This window comes from Paracoccus alcaliphilus (assembly GCF_028553725.1).
GTDB classification, from domain to species: Bacteria; Pseudomonadota; Alphaproteobacteria; order Rhodobacterales; family Rhodobacteraceae; genus Paracoccus; species Paracoccus alcaliphilus.
Genome location: NZ_CP067124.1, coordinates 919,175 through 935,011 on the forward strand (window position 1 = coordinate 919,175; position 15,837 = coordinate 935,011).

Below are 15,837 nucleotides of genomic sequence, written 5' to 3' on the forward strand. Positions count from 1 at the left end.
CTACACGGCCAGAACGCGCTGGCGGATACGCATGATCCGGGCCGTGAAATCGGCGAATGTCTCGCCCAGGGCCAGCCGGTTGACGGCCAGCGTGGCCATGTCCTGGTCGTCCAGTGCGATGTCGCGCTGGCCCTGCAAGCGGCCCTCGGCATTCCAGGGCGTACGGAAATGGCGGATGAACCAGAACTCGGCCATCAGTCTACCAGCAAAGGCGCGCTCTGGCTGTCGATGGACAGTGAGACCGGCGCGCCCTCATCGTAAGGCGGCAGGCCGAAGGAATGCAGCGTATCGACGATGATCTGCCCGTCGGGCGTTTCGACCAGATAGCGGATCTGACTGCCCAGAAACTCGCGATGCGTCACCTTGCCCGTGATTTCGCCGCCCGACGCAGCGATACGGATGTTCTGCGGGCGCAGCACGATGCGGTTCGCCCCTTCCAGCGGCGCGACGACGGGCAGGCGCTGGCCCGCCTCGGTCACGAAATCCGCGCCCTGCATCGCGCCCTTCAGGATATTCGCCGTGCCCAGAAACCCCGCGACAAAGGCATTCTCGGGGTGGTCGTAAAGCTGCTGGGGCGTGCCGATCTGCTGGATCACGCCCTTGTCCAGCACCGCCATCCGGTCCGAGGTGGTATTGGCTTCCTCCTGATCATGGGTCACGAAAATTGTCGTCAGACCCAGCTTGCGCTGCAACGCCAGCAATTCGCGCCGCATCTGGACCCGCAAGGCGGCATCAAGGTTCGACAAGGGTTCATCCAGCAGCAGCACCTGCGGCTCGATGGCAATGGTGCGGGCAAGGGCGACGCGCTGCTGCTGGCCGCCCGAAAGCTGCGCGGGCATCCGGTCGGCCAGGTGCAGCAGACCCACGGTTTCCAGCGCACGCTCGACCTTCGGGCCGATCTGGCGCGTGGGCATCCGGCGTTCCTCAAGCCCGAAGGCCACGTTGCGGCGCACCGACATATGCGGCCACAGCGCATAGGACTGGAACACCATGCCCACATTGCGCTTCCACGGCGGCAGCCGGGCAATGTCGCGGTCGGCGATCAGGATGCGACCCTTCGGCACCGGCCCGAACCCCGCGATCGCCCGCAGCAGCGTCGATTTGCCCGAGCCAGAGGGACCAAGGAAGGCGAAGAACTCGCCCGGCTCGATCACCATGTCGATACCTTCCAGCACCTTGGTCTCGCCGAAGGACAGGTGCAGATCCTCGATACGGATTCCGGCTTTTGTCAGTGTCATCTGTGCTTCTCCGAAACTCAATGCTGGTCGGCTGTCATGGTCTGGCGGGCGCGTTCACGCTCGATGATGCGCTGCGAGAGGTAAGTGCCAAGCGCCACGATCACCACGGCAAGGATGCCAAGCGCGGCCCCCGGCCCGCGTCCGGCGGGCGACTGCATGTAAAGATAGATGCCATAGGCCAGGGGCGCGTCCGAGGACCGCCCGACCAGCATGATCGTCGCCGACAGTTCCACCGCCGCGGTGGCAAAGCTGGTGACGAAGCCTGCAAGGATGCCGCCCGTCATCAGCGGCACTACGATGCGCCGGATGGTGCTGGTGCGCGATGCGCCAAGGCTTTCGGCCGCTTCCTCCAGCGACAGTGAGACCTGTTGCAGCGCCGCCATGCAGGCGCGCAGCGCATAGGGCAGACGGCGCACGGCCAGTGCCACGATGATGATGCCCCAGAAACTGGACATCTGGCCCAGCCCGAAGGGCAACTGGATGCCGTGGAACATGCGCAGATAGCCGATGCCCAGCACCACGCCGGGCACGGCCAGCGCGGCGGTCGCCATATAGTCCAGCCATTTGCGCCCCGGCAGCCCGGTGCGGATCACGATATAGGCGATGGCGGTGCCCAGAATAACGTCGATCACGGCAGCCGATCCGGCATAGATCAGCGTGTTCCAGACATATTGCGACGACTGGGTGAAGATCGTCCCGAAATGCTGGACGGTGAAGCCGTCAGGCAGCGGTGAAAACGACCAGATCGTGCCGAAGGCCAGCAGCAGCAGCCCGATATGCGGCGACAGCACCATCGCAAGGATGAACAGAATCACCCCCCATGCCAGCCATTTCTCGCGCGGTTTCAGGTCGCGGCGCGACAGCCCGCCGCCGCCCTTCTGCACGGTCGCGTAATCCTTGCCGCGCATGAACAGGAAGGACGCCCAGAGCGAAAAGACCGAAAACGCCACCAGGATGAACGAGATCACATAGCCCATCGGATCGTTGATCCCCACCCCGGTGATGCGCAGATATGCCTGCGGCGCCAGCATGTTATTGACGTTCAGCAGCAGGGGCGTGCCCAGATCGTCGAAAACCTTGATGAAGACCAGCGCCGCCCCCGCCAGATAACCCGGCATCGCCAGCGGAAAGACGATGCGCCGGAACATCCGCATCCCGTGAGAGCCAAGGTTCTGCGCCGCCTCCTCCATCGAGCGGTCGATATTGCGCAAGGACGCCGACAGGTTGATCAGGATGAAGGGGAAGTAATGGATCGACTGGACCAGAATGACGCCGTTCAGCCCCTCCATGAAGGGAATACGGAAGCCGAAATACTGGTTCAGCAGCAGGTTGACCGAGCCGTTACGCCCGAACAGCAGCGACATCGCCACCGCGCCGACGAAGGGCGGCATGATCAGCGGGATGATCCCCAGCGCCTGAATCGCCGCCGTGCCGGCGAAGTTGAAGCGCGTGGTGATATAGGCCAGCGGCAGCGCGATCACCGTCGCCAGCACCACCGACATGGCCGAGACATAGAACGAGTTCACGAAGCTTTCGCGAAACAGCGTCGTGTTGAAGAAATCCTGAAAGTTCTGCAACGTGAAGGCGCCGGTGCGGGCGTCCAGAAAGGCCACATAGATCACCTGCGCCACCGGCAGGACCAGAAAGGCCATCAGAAAGATCGCGATCAGGATACCCGCGACGGCGGCACCCGACAGGCGGGGAAACAGCGTGAACCCGCGCGAAGCGGTCCGGGAAGTGTCGGGCATGGTGTCCTCGCGGCGTCAGGGGTTCCGCGCCGCGACAAGGCGGCGCGGAAAGCTGGCTCAGTTCAGCGCGGCGGCCTGATCGGCCAGTTCGCGGGCCTTGCGGTAGTTTTCCACCGCGAAGCTGTCCCAGGACTGTTCCACCTCGGCCTGACGGCCGACAACCTCGGTGTCAGGGTCGGCGCGCGAGGTGGTGAAGACCTGCGTGAAGGACGGGTCCAGCGATTCCTCCTCGGTGATCGGCATGGCCTCGACCAGCGCGCGGGCCTCGGCGATCAGGGCGGCGGCTTCCTCGTTGCCGGTGTCGGCATGGGCGGCCTCGGCCCGCTGCACGGCGGCAACAGCGGCGCGCAGATCGTCAAGGCGATAGGTCACCAGTACGTCGAACAGCGAGTTCACCAGATTGTAGCGCACCCCCGACATGTCCACGTCGAACTCGATCGCGCCCGGCGCGAAATCTTCGGAAAACGGGTTGGGGAAATCCTCGGGCGCGTTGGCATATGCCTCGGGGTTAACCGGCAGGCGCATGATGGCGGGATCCAGAAGCACCTGCTGGCCTTCGGGCGACAGCAGGAATTCCACGAATTGCTTCGCGCCTTCCTGATTGGGCGCGTTCTCGATGATGCCGATATTGGCAGGCACGATGGCGGTCACGCTGGGATAGACCAGCTCGACCGGAAAGCCCGACGCCTTGGACGCCAACCCGAAGAAGTCGATCACGATCCCGAAGCCGGTCGAGCCGGAATTGACCGCATCGGGCACGCCGAAGCTGCGCTCGGTCACGGTGTTCATGTTGCCCGAGATCCATTTCCACGTCGCCCAGCCTTCATCCCAGCCTTCGCCTTGCAGCACGGTCTCGACCGTCAGGTGGGTGGTGCCGGAGCGCGAGGGCGAGGACATCGCCACATGGCCGTTATATTCGGCGCGCTTCAGATCCTCCCATTCCTCGGCCACGGGCAGGTCGTTGGCCTCGACATAGCGGGTGTTATACATGATCCCGTAGCCCGAGGCGGCGAAGCCGAAATAGGTGCCGTCGGGATCGTTGATCGGATAGCCGCCAATCTCGTCCGGGATGCCTTCGGACTGGATATCGACCGCGGCCAGCAGGCCGTCTTCCTTCAGCACCTCGAAAGCGTCGGGGGCCGAGGCCCACATCAGGTCGATCGTATTGGCGCTGCGGGTTTCCTGCAGATGCGACACGGCGGCATTGGTGTTGCGGCTGACCACTTCCAGCGTGGTGCCCGGATGGGCGGCCTCGAAGGCGGCCTTGAACGGATCGGTCAGATCGCGCGGAAACGAGGTGACCACCGTCACCGTATCAGCGAAGGCGGCAGCCGAGGTCATCATCAGCGCAAGCGCGCCGAGCGTAAAGGTTCTGTTCATGTTTCTCCTCCCAGAGGCGTCAGGCGGGCCGGGACATGCCGGCGCACCATTGGCGCGATAACTGTGCAAGAAGAGGAGCTACCTTTCAACATATTGTTTTGTTTAATTTTTATGGGTCAGTTTCGACACGCCAGATGGGTCATTTTCGACCCATTACAGCATGTGGTGATGGCGCAGCCGCAGATAGAGCCGCTTGCGCGGGATACCCAGAAGCGCCGCGGCCTCGGCCTTGCGGCCCCCGGTCTGTATCAGCGCCGAGCGCAGCAGGCGGGATTCGAAGGCATCCATCGCGGTATCAAAGTCCATGTCCGCGGTACCAGTGGTCTCACCGGGAGACGGAAAGCTGACGTCGAGGCCGATCACCAGCCGCTCGGCCAGGTTGCGGGCCTCGCGGACATTGCCGGGCCAGTCGTGCCAGGCGATCCGGCGGCCCAGGGTGTTGTCGATATGGGGCTTCGGCAGGTCGTGGCGGGCGGCGGCCTCGGCGGCGAAATGGGCAACCAGCAGGGCTGCGTCGCCCTCGCGCTCGCGCAGGGGCGGCAAGGGCAACGTGGCGTGGAAGCGGTGGAACAGGTCGGCGCGCAACCGCCCCTCTGCGACCAAAGCGTCCGGTGGGCGCTTGACGCTGCCGAGAATGCGCAGATTGACCGGAAGGGGGGCCGCGCCAAGCGGCGTGATCTCGCGCGATTCGACCACGCGCAGCAGGCGGACCTGAAGCCCGTCGGGCATGGATTCCAGCTCGTCCAGATAGAGCGTTCCGCCTTCCGCCCGCGCGATCAGGCCAGGCGCGTCGCTGGTGCCGAACAGTTCCCGGTCTACCTCGGCTTCCGACAGCGCGCCGCAGTTGATGGCGACGAAGGGGCCGTCCGCATGCGGCGACAGGTCGTGCAGGATGCGCGCGGCCAGTTCCTTGCCGGTGCCGGTCTCGCCCGCGATCAGCAGGTCGAGTTGCAGGCCCGCCAGCGCGCGCAGGTGCTGGCGCAGGTCCTTCATGGCGGCGGAGCGCCCGATCAGGCGGTCTTCGATCCGGGTCTGGCGCAGCCGGGCGTTTTCCAGATGCAGGTCGCGCATCGCCTGCGCGCGCCGCAGCACGTCCAGCATCAGTTCGGGCGCACAGGGTTTTTCCAGAAAGTCATGCGCACCGCCCCGCATGGCGCGGATCGCGGCGGGCACGTCGCCATGGGCGGTGATCAGGATGAAGGGCACCTCTGGCGCAACCTCCCGCGCGCGGTCCAGGAAATCCAGGCCGGAAAGGCCCGGCATCCGCAGGTCCGACAGGATCACGCCCGGAAAATCGGGCGCAAGCGCCGCCAGCGCGGGCAGGGCGGCCTCAAAGGCATGGACCCGGAAACCGGCCTGTTCCAATGTCTCGGTGGTGGCCTGCCGCAGGTCGGCGTCGTCCTCGACCAGCATCACTTCCATGTCATTCCTCCTGCCATCGGTTCAGGCGCAAGCGGACCTCGGCGCCGCCTTCGGCCTGCTGCTCGATTTCCAGATGTCCGCCCATGTCCTGCATGACGTTGAATGCGATGGAAAGGCCGAGGCCAAGCCCCTTGCCCGATTCCTTGGTGGTCACGAAGGGGTCGGTCAGCACCTGCCCGCTCTGGCCGCCCAGACCCACGCCATTGTCGCGCACGACCAGCCGCACGGGATCGAGTCCCGCCAGTTCGACGCGGATCAGGCCCGGATCAGACGCACCTTCCCGCGCCCCGATGGCATCCAGCGCATTGCCGAGGATGTTCAGCAGGACCTGTTCCAGCAGGATCTCGTCCCCCGCGACCGCCAACCCGGTCAGATCGGCACAGTCCACCCGCACGTCCTCGGCCCGCAGGCGGTGATCCAGCAGCTCCAGCGCGGCCTGCACCGGCTCGGCCAGCAGCACCCGCGTATTGTGATGCTCCGAGCGGCGGGCGATGCGGCGCAGATGGCCGATGGTGCGGGTAATGCGGTCCAGCAGCGCCTCGATCCGGGCGATGGCCGGGCGGGCCTGGGGATGGGCGGCGCGCAGGTTGTGCAGGCGGTGGCCGATGGCGGCAATGGGCTGGTTGATCTCATGGCTGATCGCGGCGGACATCTGGCCAAGCGCCGCCATCTTGCCCGCCTGCACCAGCTCGCGTTGTGTCATCTCCAGCCGCTCCAGCGCCTGCTGGCGGGCCTGGACCGAGGCACGAAAGACCTCGACCGCGCGAGCCATCTCGGCGATCTCATCGCCCTGGCGGGGCGTGCCGGAATCGCCGCCCGCGATGCGGGTCAGGTCGGTGGAAAGCGCCTCGATCCGCAGAAGGATGCGGTTATGGACGAAAACCGCCAGGATGATCGCCGTCGCCACCGCACCCAGGGCCGTCACCAGCCCCAGCCACAGCGATCCACGCATGATCGCCGAGGCGGCGGCATCCGCGCGGGCCTGCGCCCCGATCCGCTCGGTCCGGCCCAGATCGGTCAGCAGCGCCTGCATCCCGGCCAGCGCCGCTTGTGCGGCCTGCAACTCGGCCACGGCGGCGCGGTGCAGTTCTAACCGCTGTCCTTGCTGGACGAAAACGCTGTCCTCGCCCGAGGCCAGAGCCTTCAGCCGGTCCAGCGCCTGCATCAGCAGCGTCACATCGACCCGCTGCGGCAGGTTCAGCTGCGACAGGGCCAGCCGGTCCAGCGTGTCGCGGCCAAGCGCGGCGGTCTGTTCCAGCGCCTCCGGGCTGTCGGCCGAGCGCGCCTGCAACAGAAGCGCGGTCAGCGTCGCGGCCTCGGACCCGATCTGCTGCACCCGGTCGCGCAGCAGCCAGTCCTGCGACAGCGCCTGCTCGGCCCCGGCGCGGGTATCGGGATCGGTATTCACCACCAGCGCCGCAAGCTGCGTGTCCATGTTGAAGGACAGGTCGCTGAGGATCCCCTGCACCTGATCCTGCACATCGGCATGGATCCAGCGCAGGTCGGCCCCGATCCGGGCATCGAGTCGTGCGCGCCGGGTCAGGTTGGTGCTGATCCTGCCGAAGCCCGTCAGCGCGCGGCGCAAATCGTGCTCGGCGGCCTCGATCCCGGCGCGGGTCTCGGCGCGCTCAGGCGCTGCCAGCCAGAGTGGCGAGGCCAGAATCCCCTCGACCCCCTGCGAGGCGCTGTCGATGGCGCGCTTCATCCGATCGGCGGGCATGGCGGGGTCGGCGACCATCTGCATGGCCAGCGCGGCCAGTTCGCCCGTCGCCTCGGCCAGTTCGCCGGCCAGCGCGACGGCGGGAATGCGGTCCTGCGCCAGCGCACGAAAGTCGCGCTCGGCCCGCAGCATCACCATCATGCCGACCGCCAGCACCCCCACAGCTACGATCACGACCAGCACCAGCGCCGCCATCAGCCGCCCCCGGATCGAGCCGCGGCGGATCATCGCTGCTCCAACGCGCGGATCAGCGCCTCGGCATCGCGCAGGATGGTATGAGAGCGTTCCGACCATTCCAGCAGCGTCTCGCGATCCGTCGGGGCCGAGCGCGCCCGATGTTCGGTCAGCGGCATCCATGTCAGCAACCGCCGGATGCGGGCGCGTTCCGCCGCGGGCGCGTCGTCCAGCGCCCGCAGACGCCGCCACAGATCGCGACGCAGCAGCAGGTCGCGGGCGACGAAAGCCTCGAACAACTGCTTGACCTGCCAATAGCGGCGCGCGGCCAGTTCGGGATCATAGCGCGACCAGCTGAAATTCAGCGCCGCACGGATCGCCGGGTCCAGCGATTCCGACAGTTCGGTGCGAATCTCGGGATCGACGGGGATGCGGCGGATATCGGGGTGCAGCAGGATGCGCTGCCCCTCGGACGAAAGGACGAAATCCATGAAGGCCCGCGCCGCGTCTGGCTGGGTGCCGCCCTGCAATGCGGCGATCCGGGCGGGGATGAGGATGACCGGGCGGCCATAGCGAAAGACCAGCCCGTCGCGGGTCAGCGCCAGGAAGTCGATGGTCAGGCCGATGACGAAATCGCCGTCCTCAACACCTTCCAGCACGCCGAAGCTGCGCGCCGAAATGGTGTTCAACTGCCCCGCCAGTTCCAGGATCCACGCCCAGCCCGCCTGCCAGCCGCGATCCTGCAAGATCGTCTCCAGCAGCGAATGCATCGTGCCCGAGCGCATCGGATGCGACATGGCGATGCCCTGCGCGAAGACAGGATCCAGCAGGTCGTTCCAGTCCTGCGGCACCGGCCCGTCGCGAGATGCGCGCCAGGTCCAGCCGACGGCAGACCATGCAAAATCGGCATAAGGTCCATGCCCCAGATCGACCAGACGCCCGGCGCTGTCCAGCACCACGAAAGCCTCGGGGGCAGAGGCCCAGAACAGGTCGAATCCGCGATCATTGCCCGCCAGCACCTCGTCGACGGCGGCATGGGTGTTCTTGTTCAGGACGCGGACGCGGATATCGGGACGGCTGCGCGCGAATCCTTCCAGCATCGGATCGACCACCTCGGCCTGGTAGGAGGTAATGATCCGCAACTCCTCGGCGGGAACGGGTGCTGCAAGCAGGACCATCGCCCAGAGCAGGGCCACCAGCCTGCATGTTCTGACCCTGGTCTGATCTGGCCGGCCCATGTTTCCTCCCCCATGCGGAACTGTTGCATCCTCGGCATCGGCGAGGCAACTGGCCCGGGGCGCGAAACGCCTGGGCTGATCCACCGAAAAATCCACAGGCTTGCCGGGCCTTGCTTCGTGACTGGATCCGGTGTCGTTCTTCTGCAATGCGAGGCCTGTCAGGTGCTCCAACGGCAACAACTCCCGCTATTGATGATGGTTCGGCGCGGGCATGAGCATATGTTTTGGCTCAGCGCCCGTTGATGAGTTCGTCAGCCCGAGAAACGCTTTGTCCATGCGACGGGATCGACATCCTTTCCCTTGATCCGCCTGCCTCGTGGATCGAGATTGCGTCACCATGACATCCCGATATGCGATCATCCTCTATGGCCGGTCCGATTTCATCCGCCGGCAGGCGCTTGCTTCCCTGATTGACAGTCTTGCGGCGGAAATTCCGGGCGCGCTGGCCGCGACGGGGATACGCCGGTTTTGCATCCTGCCTTGCGGTGTGCCGGCGCACCGCTCGATCTCGCGATGGCTTCCGGGGGCGCTGAGCGCGCATTGCCAGTTGGCCGGCGTCGATATGGATATACGGATCGCGTCACCCGTGGAAGATTTCCTCGATTTCGGCGCAGCGGATCGTGGTATGGCTGCGAAAAGCGGAAGCATGCTCGCGACTGTGGCGGGGAAGTGCGTGCAGGGTCATTTTCCGCCCCCTCCGGCCTGTGCCGGTTTCGCGAATGAGGGGCCAGATTCATGATTTCATTCCAGAGGCTTACAGGGCACCTCGGTTCCCGATAGTACGGGCCAAGGGTGTGTCAAAACCCGGCGGTGTGCTATGCTTTCTCGACGTCGGGAGGGCAAACCATGACCGGTTTCATCGAAGGTGTGCCGCCGGGCCAGACGTTGCTGTTCCCGGATCGGCTCGACGACCGGATTGGTGAGGATGACCTTGTCCGCGTTGTCGCTCTTTTCGTCAATGAGCTTGATCTGCTGGCCCTCGGATTCGACCGCGCCCTTGCCGCGAGGACCGGGCGGCCGGGCTATCATCCGGCGACGCTTCTGAAGCTCTTCATTTATGGCTATCTGAACCGCATCCCGTCGAGCCGGCGGCTCGAGCGCGAGGCCGGGCGGAATGTTGAGGTCATGTGGCTGACAGGACGCCTGACGCCTGACCACAAGACGATCGCGGAGTTCCGGCGCACTAACGGCGGCGCCATCCGCAAGACCTGCGCCCGGTTCGTAGAACTGTGCCGGCGGATCGACGTGCTGAAGGGCGACTGCGTTGCCATCGACGGCAGCAAGTTCAAGGCGGTCAACAATCGCGACAGGAACTTCACCAGAAACAAGATCGCCAGCCGCTTGGCCCATCTGGAGGCCGATGTCGAACGCTACATCGACGAGATGGTGCGCATCGACCGGCAGGAGGAAGGCGAGTCATCCGGCGGCTGATGCAGGCCATTTCGGCCTGATCTGTGGCGCGTCTGTACTTCACGCTTGAAGTCTGTTTGGCGGCCGGTCGAAGCGCTGGACGAAAGCGGCAGCCTGCGGCTCTTAAAGTCCCTCGCAAATCACGTGCCACCAAGGGTTCTGACACACCCTCAGCCCATTGTGGTCTGGCCGCCTGCCTCGCGAAGGGGTCGGCGGCATCGACAAAGGTCTGGGCACGATCCCGGTCGAGCGGCGAGGATTCGGGCCAAGCGCAGGGTGCGCGTGTGTCGGGATGGATATGGTCGTCCGGTGACGGGAAGCCGGGCCGGGCTATTGCGTCAGCGACACGATGCGGCGGGTGGCGGCGGCATAGCCTTCGATCCCCAGCCCGGCGATCACCCCATCCGCCCGCAGCGAGACATAGGAATGATGGCGGAACGATTCGCGCTTGTGGACCTGACTGATATGGACCTCGATCACAGGGCCCTCGAAGGTGTTCAGCGCATCGAGGATCGCGACCGAGGTATGGGTCAGCGCGGCGGGGTTGATGACGATGCCGCAGGCGTCCTCTCGCGCTTCGTGGATCCAGTCCACGATCTGGCCTTCGTAATTCGATTGCAGCAGCCGGATCTGATAGCCGGGGGCGACATCGCGGCACAGCAGTTCGACATCCTCCAGCGTCTCGCGGCCATAGATTTCGGGTTGGCGCTTGCCCAGCAGGTTCAGGTTCGGCCCGTTCAGAACATAGATCGTCGGCATTGTTTTCCCCATCGTCGCCCCGATGATTAGCCTGTCGCGCCGCCGCTGTCAGCCCCGTGGCCGCGACATTCGCCCCAAAGGTTGCGCCCGATCAGCGCCTTGACCTGATCGCGGTTCCAGCCGTGATGATCGGCGGCAGAGAGCAGGATCTGCGTCTTGGCAAATGCGGCCATCGGGGTCATGTCCCCGGCGCTGATCGCGCCGGTCCCGGCCAGCCACGCCCCGGCGGCATAGTGGAACGCACCCACGCTGCCCCCGGTCACGCGGGTTGCGGCGACGATCACCACCCCGGCCTCTGCGGCGTCGGCCAGCGCCTGCCGGATGGCGCCCTGCGTGCCTGCGGGGAAATTGCCCTCTCCATAGCCCAGCAGGATCAGGGCACGGGGGCCGGTCGCGGTCACAGCGCGGATCATCTGCGCCAGAAAGGCATCGCTGGCGGGGAAGGCGTCGATCTGCGCCACCGGATGCGCGTCGATGGTGGCGGCGATGGCGCGCAGCTGATCGCGGGCAAGGGCCAGCGCGGCGGGATGGTCCAGCGAGATATCGGCACGCGGCGCGGGCAGGGCGGGTTCATGCAGGGTGGTGCCGGTGCCAAGCTGCGCCAATGGCGGCAGATGCGGGCTGGCGAAGGCGTCGAAGCGGATCGTGCTGGCCTTCACGATGCGGTTGGCGCGAAACAGCCTGCCGTCGAAAAAGGCGGTGACTTCGGGCAGGCGCAGTTCCATGCAGGCCAGAGCGCCGGCCAGATTGGCGAAGGCGTCGCTGCCGGCGTTCAGCACCAGCCCCTGCGGGGTTTCGCGAAACAGCGGCAGTTGCGAGCCGGTCAGGATCACCGGCTTGGACAGCGCGGCGCGCGTCTGATCCCCGGCCACGTTCAGCAGCATCGGCAGCGCCGCGCCGGTGAAATCCAGCGTATCGGTGCCGTGCAGGATCAGGAAACCGTCGAAATCGGCGTAGCGATTCAGGATATGCCCGGCCATCCGGCACCAGTCACGCGGTTGCAGATCGGTGCTGTCCAGCGTGTCGGCACCATCCGCGAAATGCAGATCCAGCGCAGGCAGGCGGGCCACCAGCGCGGGCATCAGCAGGGATCGCGCGGCGCGGGCGAAATCGGCGGCGGGCATGGGCGCAAGCGGCTGACCCACGCAGGAAATCGTGCCGCCGGTATTGATGATGCAGATCCTCATCGCCCGCCTTTTGCTGGTCCCACGCGATTGATAGCCGCGCGGGCCGCCTGACGCCAGCCGCTCAGAAGCCTTGATGGGTTTTGAGGAACTCGGCCTCTTCCGGGGTATCCTCGCGCCCCAGCACGCGGTTGCGATGCGGAAAGCGGCCAAAGCGGGCGATGATGTCGCGATGCTGATGGGCGTAATCCAGCGCGCTCTCATCGCCAAGCGCCTGATACAGCGCGACCGAGCGGTCCTGATCGGCCAGATCCTCGCTGTGCTCAAAGGGCAGATACAGAAATTGCCGCCCGACGGTGTCCAACTCGTCATCAAAGCCGCGATCCACCGCCATGCGGGCATGTTTCAGCGCCAGATCGTTGCTTTCAAAGCTGCGCGGGTCGCCCCGGAACATGTTGCGCGGGAACTGGTCCAGCACCACCACCAGCGCCAGAACGTCTTGCGCCGATTGCGCCCAGTCGTCCAGCTCGCCTTTGTGGGCGGCCTCGTAGGTGGGGCCGAATTCGCGGGCGATGCGGCGGTCGAACTCGTCCGATTTGACGAACCAGTGCGGGCGCGTGTCGTCCGAGAACCAGAAATTGCGCACATCGGCGGCGGTCTTGATGGTCATGCTGTCCTCCTTCATTGCGGCAGCGGGATATGTTCGTCGCGGTCGCCCGTGGGCAGATCGAATAATCCCCGACCCCAACGCTCGGCCTGCCATTGGCGTTTCGCCTCGTCTATGCGTTCCTTCGACGAGGCGACGAAATTCCACCAGATATAGCGCGGCCCGTTCAGCGTCGCACCCCCCAGCGCCATCAGCCGCGCGCCCCGGTCGCCCGCCTGAACGGTGATCGCGTCGCCGGGGCGGAAAACCATCATCTGCCCGGCCTGAAATTCCTGCCCGGCGATGTGGATGCTGCCCTCGGTGATATAAATGCCGCGGTCCTCGTGCTCGGTGGGCAGCGGGAAACGCGCCCGCGCGGCCAGCGTCACGTCCAGATAAAAGGTTTCGGAAAACATCGTCGCGGGCGCCTGCTGGCCATAGGCGTGACCAAGGATCAGCCGGGCATTGATGCCCTGATCGGTGATGTCCGGCAGATCGTCCTTGCCGTGATGTTCGAAGATGGGTTCCATGTCCTCGTGGTTTTCGGGCAGGGCGATCCATGTCTGGATGCCGAACAGGCTGTTCGGCCCCTGCCGCGCCTGCGCCGAGGTGCGCTCGGAATGGGTCACGCCCTTGCCCGCGACCATCCAGTTCAGCGCGCCGGGGCGGATGATCTGGTCGCTGCCGATGCTGTCGCGGTGGTGGAAATCGCCGCGATAGAGATAGGTGACGGTGCCCAGCCCGATATGGGGATGCGGGCGCACGTCGATGCCTTGCCCGGTCAGGAACTCGGCCGGGCCTGCCTGATCGAAGAAGATGAAGGGGCCGACCATCTGTCGTTTGGGCGCGGGCAGGGCGCGGCGGACCTCGAATCCGCCGATATCGCGGGCGCGGGGGATGATCAGGGTCTCGATGGCGTCCGGGCCGATCTCGTCGGGGCAGCCCGGTGTCAGGGCGGGGTTCCAGCTCATGGCGTCCTCTCGGTTGCTGCTATGAAGGGTAGTGGCGGGACGGGCGAACACAAAGCATTAATGCGTTCTGGAAAACCGAACGCGGGGTTGCGGCGTTACACCGATGGCAAGGGCGCGTGGCATGACGCATCTTGGGCGCGAACGACAAGCGGAGGCGAAGATGACCAGCGGCATCCACCACGTCACGGCGATCACGCGCAATGTGCAGGACAATGTCGATTTCTGGATGGGCTTTCTGGGGCTGGATCTGGTCAAGCAGACGGGCGGCTTCGAGGATGCCGAGCAGTTGCACCTGTTCTATGGCAACCCCGAGGGCGCGCCCGGCACGCTGGTCAGCTTTCTGGTCTGGCAGGATGGGGCGCGGGGCCGCGCCGGGCTGGGGCAGGTGACCGAGATCGCCCTGCGCATCCCCCGCGCCCGGATCGGCGACTGGCTGACCCGCGCCATGCAGCACCGGATCAGCGTCGAAGGCCCATCGCGCGAATTCGGCGAACCCGTGCTGCGGCTGAAGGATCCTGACGGCATCATCGTCAAGCTGGTCGGAACGGATATCGCCGATGGCGGCTGGCCCGCCGCGCCCCGGGGTCTGCGGGCGGTGACGATCTGGTCGGATGTGCCGGAACAAAGCGCGGCATTCCTGTCGCAATTCGGATATCAGACCGGCCCGGTCGAGGGCGCGGTGCAGCGTCTGGTCTCGGGCCGTGACGCGCTGGATATCCGCGATGCGACGGGTTTCGTGCCGGGCATACCGGGCACCGGCATCATCGACCACGTCGCGCTGCGTGTGCCGGATCTGGCCGCGATCAACGCCCATCGCGACCGGCTGGCGGCGCGGAACCTGCACGAGACGAACGCCCATGACCGCAAGTATTTCCACTCGCTCTATCTGCGCGAACCTGGAGAGACGCTGATCGAGCTGGCCACGGAAGGCCCCGGAATGACCGTTGACGAGGCGCCCGGCCAGTTGGGCCGGGTGCTGATGATTCCACCCCATTTCGCAGCCCGCGCCGATGATCTGCGTGTGATGCTGCCGCAATTCGCCCGACCGGGCGAGGAAAGGAGACCGATGCGCGATCTTCCCTTTGTTCACCGCTTTCAGCAGCCTGACGATCCCGACGGCTCGGTCATGCTGCTGCTGCATGGTACCGGCGGCAATGAATCCGACCTGATGCCGCTGGCCCACCGGATCGCGCCGCGTGCGACGCTGCTGGGTCTGCGGGGCCGTTCGACCGAGGAAGGCGTGGCGCGGTTCTTTCGCCGCATCTCGATGACCAGCTTCGATCAGGACGATATCCGGGCCGAGGCCGCCGCCTTCGACGCCTTCTGGCAGGGCGCGATGGCGGGCTATGGGCTGGAGGCAGGCCGCGTCACTGTCATGGGCTATTCCAACGGCGCGAATTTCGCGGGCGCGGTGATGGCGCTGGCCCCGGGTCTGATCCGCCGCGCGATCCTGATGCGGCCGATGCTGGTGCTGGAGCAGCCGCCGCAGGTCGATCTGGCCGGCGTCAGGGTGCTGACATTGACCGGCACGCGCGACCCTTACGGAACCCATGCCCCTGCGCTGAACGACTGGCTGACGGCCAGCGGCGCGGAACTGGATGCCTGCGCCGTCGAGGCGGGACACGAGCTGTCGCAGGATGATCTGACGGCGGCACAGGACTGGATGGAAAGGAACCCGACATGACCGAGATCACCGTCACCAAAGAGGAAACCGGTCCGCGCGCCGGGCGCTATGTCGCCCGCGTCGCGGGGATCGAGGCCGAGGCCGAACTGACCTTTACCCATCGCGGGCCGGGCCGGATCAGTGCCGATCACACCGGCGCGCCGGATGAATTGCGCGGCACCGGCGCGGCATTGGCGCTGGTCCGCTTCATGGTGCAGGATGCGCGGGACGGGGGGTTCCGGATCATACCGCTGTGCCCCTATGTGCAGGCGCAATATGCGAAGAACCCCGACTGGGCGGATGTGTTCACCACCCAGCCGGGAGAGGCGCCGGGCTGACCCGGC

The 15,837-nt window shown here is 65.9% G+C and carries 14 protein-coding genes and 1 pseudogene; 4 read left to right on the forward strand and 11 right to left on the reverse strand.

Annotated features, from left to right (window positions below):
- From JHW40_RS04790 to JHW40_RS04820, 7 genes are all read right to left on the reverse strand, one after another.
- Positions 1 to 195 carry a histidine phosphatase family protein gene (locus JHW40_RS04790; protein ID WP_090611598.1) on the reverse strand — a complete coding sequence of 65 codons (195 nt, stop codon included), beginning with the start codon at positions 193 to 195 and terminating at the stop codon, positions 1 to 3.
- On the reverse strand, positions 195 to 1,238 hold the full coding sequence (locus JHW40_RS04795; RefSeq protein WP_090611595.1) for an ABC transporter ATP-binding protein: 1,044 nt from the start codon (positions 1,236 to 1,238) through the stop codon (positions 195 to 197). The genes JHW40_RS04790 and JHW40_RS04795 overlap by 1 nt, the downstream gene beginning before the upstream one ends.
- 17 nt (positions 1,239 to 1,255) lie before the next feature.
- Positions 1,256 to 2,986 (reverse strand): ABC transporter permease, encoded by a 1,731-nt coding sequence (locus JHW40_RS04800; RefSeq protein ID WP_090611593.1) that lies wholly within the window; start codon positions 2,984 to 2,986, stop codon positions 1,256 to 1,258.
- 57 nt (positions 2,987 to 3,043) lie between these two features.
- On the reverse strand, positions 3,044 to 4,366 hold the full coding sequence (locus JHW40_RS04805) for an ABC transporter substrate-binding protein (protein WP_090611590.1): 1,323 nt from the start codon (positions 4,364 to 4,366) through the stop codon (positions 3,044 to 3,046).
- A 153-nt stretch (positions 4,367 to 4,519) separates the two neighbouring features.
- Complete coding sequence (locus JHW40_RS04810) at positions 4,520 to 5,788, reverse strand: sigma-54-dependent transcriptional regulator (protein WP_090611587.1); 1,269 nt, start codon at positions 5,786 to 5,788, stop codon at positions 4,520 to 4,522.
- Between the two features lies 1 nt (position 5,789).
- Positions 5,790 to 7,736 (reverse strand): sensor histidine kinase, encoded by a 1,947-nt coding sequence (locus JHW40_RS04815; RefSeq protein ID WP_090611584.1) that lies wholly within the window; start codon positions 7,734 to 7,736, stop codon positions 5,790 to 5,792.
- On the reverse strand, positions 7,733 to 8,920 hold the full coding sequence (locus JHW40_RS04820; RefSeq protein ID WP_090611581.1) for an ABC transporter substrate-binding protein: 1,188 nt from the start codon (positions 8,918 to 8,920) through the stop codon (positions 7,733 to 7,735). Before JHW40_RS04820 ends, JHW40_RS04815 begins: the two co-directional genes overlap by 4 nt.
- Positions 8,921 to 9,236: 316 nt before the next feature.
- Between JHW40_RS04820 and JHW40_RS04825 the strand changes: the two genes are divergently transcribed.
- Positions 9,237 to 9,659 (forward strand): hypothetical protein, encoded by a 423-nt coding sequence (locus JHW40_RS04825; protein ID WP_272849070.1) that lies wholly within the window; start codon positions 9,237 to 9,239, stop codon positions 9,657 to 9,659.
- Positions 9,660 to 9,766: 107 nt separating this feature from the next.
- A pseudogene (locus JHW40_RS04830) lies at positions 9,767 to 10,339 on the forward strand (transposase); the annotation flags it as partial.
- Between the two features lie 321 nt (positions 10,340 to 10,660).
- Here the strand turns inward: JHW40_RS04830 and aroQ are convergent.
- The 4 genes from aroQ to JHW40_RS04850 form a co-directional block, all read right to left on the reverse strand.
- Entirely contained in the window at positions 10,661 to 11,089 is a 429-nt protein-coding gene (gene aroQ, locus JHW40_RS04835) for a type II 3-dehydroquinate dehydratase (protein WP_090611577.1), read from the reverse strand.
- Between the two features lie 26 nt (positions 11,090 to 11,115).
- Positions 11,116 to 12,276 carry an asparaginase gene (locus JHW40_RS04840; RefSeq protein WP_090611575.1) on the reverse strand — a complete coding sequence of 387 codons (1,161 nt, stop codon included), beginning with the start codon at positions 12,274 to 12,276 and terminating at the stop codon, positions 11,116 to 11,118.
- 61 nt (positions 12,277 to 12,337) lie between these two features.
- Positions 12,338 to 12,883 (reverse strand): DUF924 family protein, encoded by a 546-nt coding sequence (locus JHW40_RS04845; RefSeq protein ID WP_090611573.1) that lies wholly within the window; start codon positions 12,881 to 12,883, stop codon positions 12,338 to 12,340.
- An 11-nt stretch (positions 12,884 to 12,894) separates the two neighbouring features.
- Positions 12,895 to 13,830, reverse strand: coding sequence for a pirin family protein (locus JHW40_RS04850; RefSeq protein ID WP_090611572.1), 936 nt, complete (start codon positions 13,828 to 13,830; stop codon positions 12,895 to 12,897).
- A 160-nt stretch (positions 13,831 to 13,990) separates the two neighbouring features.
- Between JHW40_RS04850 and JHW40_RS04855 the strand changes: the two genes are divergently transcribed.
- Both JHW40_RS04855 and JHW40_RS04860 read left to right on the forward strand, forming a co-directional pair.
- Positions 13,991 to 15,514: a VOC family protein gene (locus JHW40_RS04855; protein WP_090611635.1), complete on the forward strand. Its 1,524-nt coding sequence runs from the start codon at positions 13,991 to 13,993 to the stop codon at positions 15,512 to 15,514.
- Complete coding sequence (locus tag JHW40_RS04860) at positions 15,511 to 15,831, forward strand: GNAT family N-acetyltransferase (protein ID WP_090611570.1); 321 nt, start codon at positions 15,511 to 15,513, stop codon at positions 15,829 to 15,831. Before JHW40_RS04855 ends, JHW40_RS04860 begins: the two co-directional genes overlap by 4 nt.
- Positions 15,832 to 15,837: the final 6 nt, after the last annotated feature.

Bases quoted from the DNA above. Each gene is read 5' to 3' on its own strand.
- JHW40_RS04790 (WP_090611598.1), bottom strand. From the start codon at position 195: ATGGCCGAGTTCTGGTTCATCCGCCATTTCCGTACGCCCTGGAATGCC.
- JHW40_RS04795 (WP_090611595.1), bottom strand. From the start codon at position 1,238: ATGACACTGACAAAAGCCGGAATCCGTATCGAGGATCTGCACCTGTCC.
- JHW40_RS04800 (WP_090611593.1), bottom strand. From the start codon at position 2,986: ATGCCCGACACTTCCCGGACCGCTTCGCGCGGGTTCACGCTGTTTCCC.
- JHW40_RS04805 (WP_090611590.1), bottom strand. From the start codon at position 4,366: ATGAACAGAACCTTTACGCTCGGCGCGCTTGCGCTGATGATGACCTCG.
- JHW40_RS04810 (WP_090611587.1), bottom strand. From the start codon at position 5,788: ATGGAAGTGATGCTGGTCGAGGACGACGCCGACCTGCGGCAGGCCACC.
- JHW40_RS04815 (WP_090611584.1), bottom strand. From the start codon at position 7,736: ATGATCCGCCGCGGCTCGATCCGGGGGCGGCTGATGGCGGCGCTGGTG.
- JHW40_RS04820 (WP_090611581.1), bottom strand. From the start codon at position 8,920: ATGGGCCGGCCAGATCAGACCAGGGTCAGAACATGCAGGCTGGTGGCC.
- aroQ (WP_090611577.1), bottom strand. From the start codon at position 11,089: ATGCCGACGATCTATGTTCTGAACGGGCCGAACCTGAACCTGCTGGGC.
- JHW40_RS04840 (WP_090611575.1), bottom strand. From the start codon at position 12,276: ATGAGGATCTGCATCATCAATACCGGCGGCACGATTTCCTGCGTGGGT.
- JHW40_RS04845 (WP_090611573.1), bottom strand. From the start codon at position 12,883: ATGACCATCAAGACCGCCGCCGATGTGCGCAATTTCTGGTTCTCGGAC.
- JHW40_RS04850 (WP_090611572.1), bottom strand. From the start codon at position 13,830: ATGAGCTGGAACCCCGCCCTGACACCGGGCTGCCCCGACGAGATCGGC.
- JHW40_RS04855 (WP_090611635.1), top strand. From the start codon at position 13,991: ATGACCAGCGGCATCCACCACGTCACGGCGATCACGCGCAATGTGCAG.
- JHW40_RS04860 (WP_090611570.1), top strand. From the start codon at position 15,511: ATGACCGAGATCACCGTCACCAAAGAGGAAACCGGTCCGCGCGCCGGG.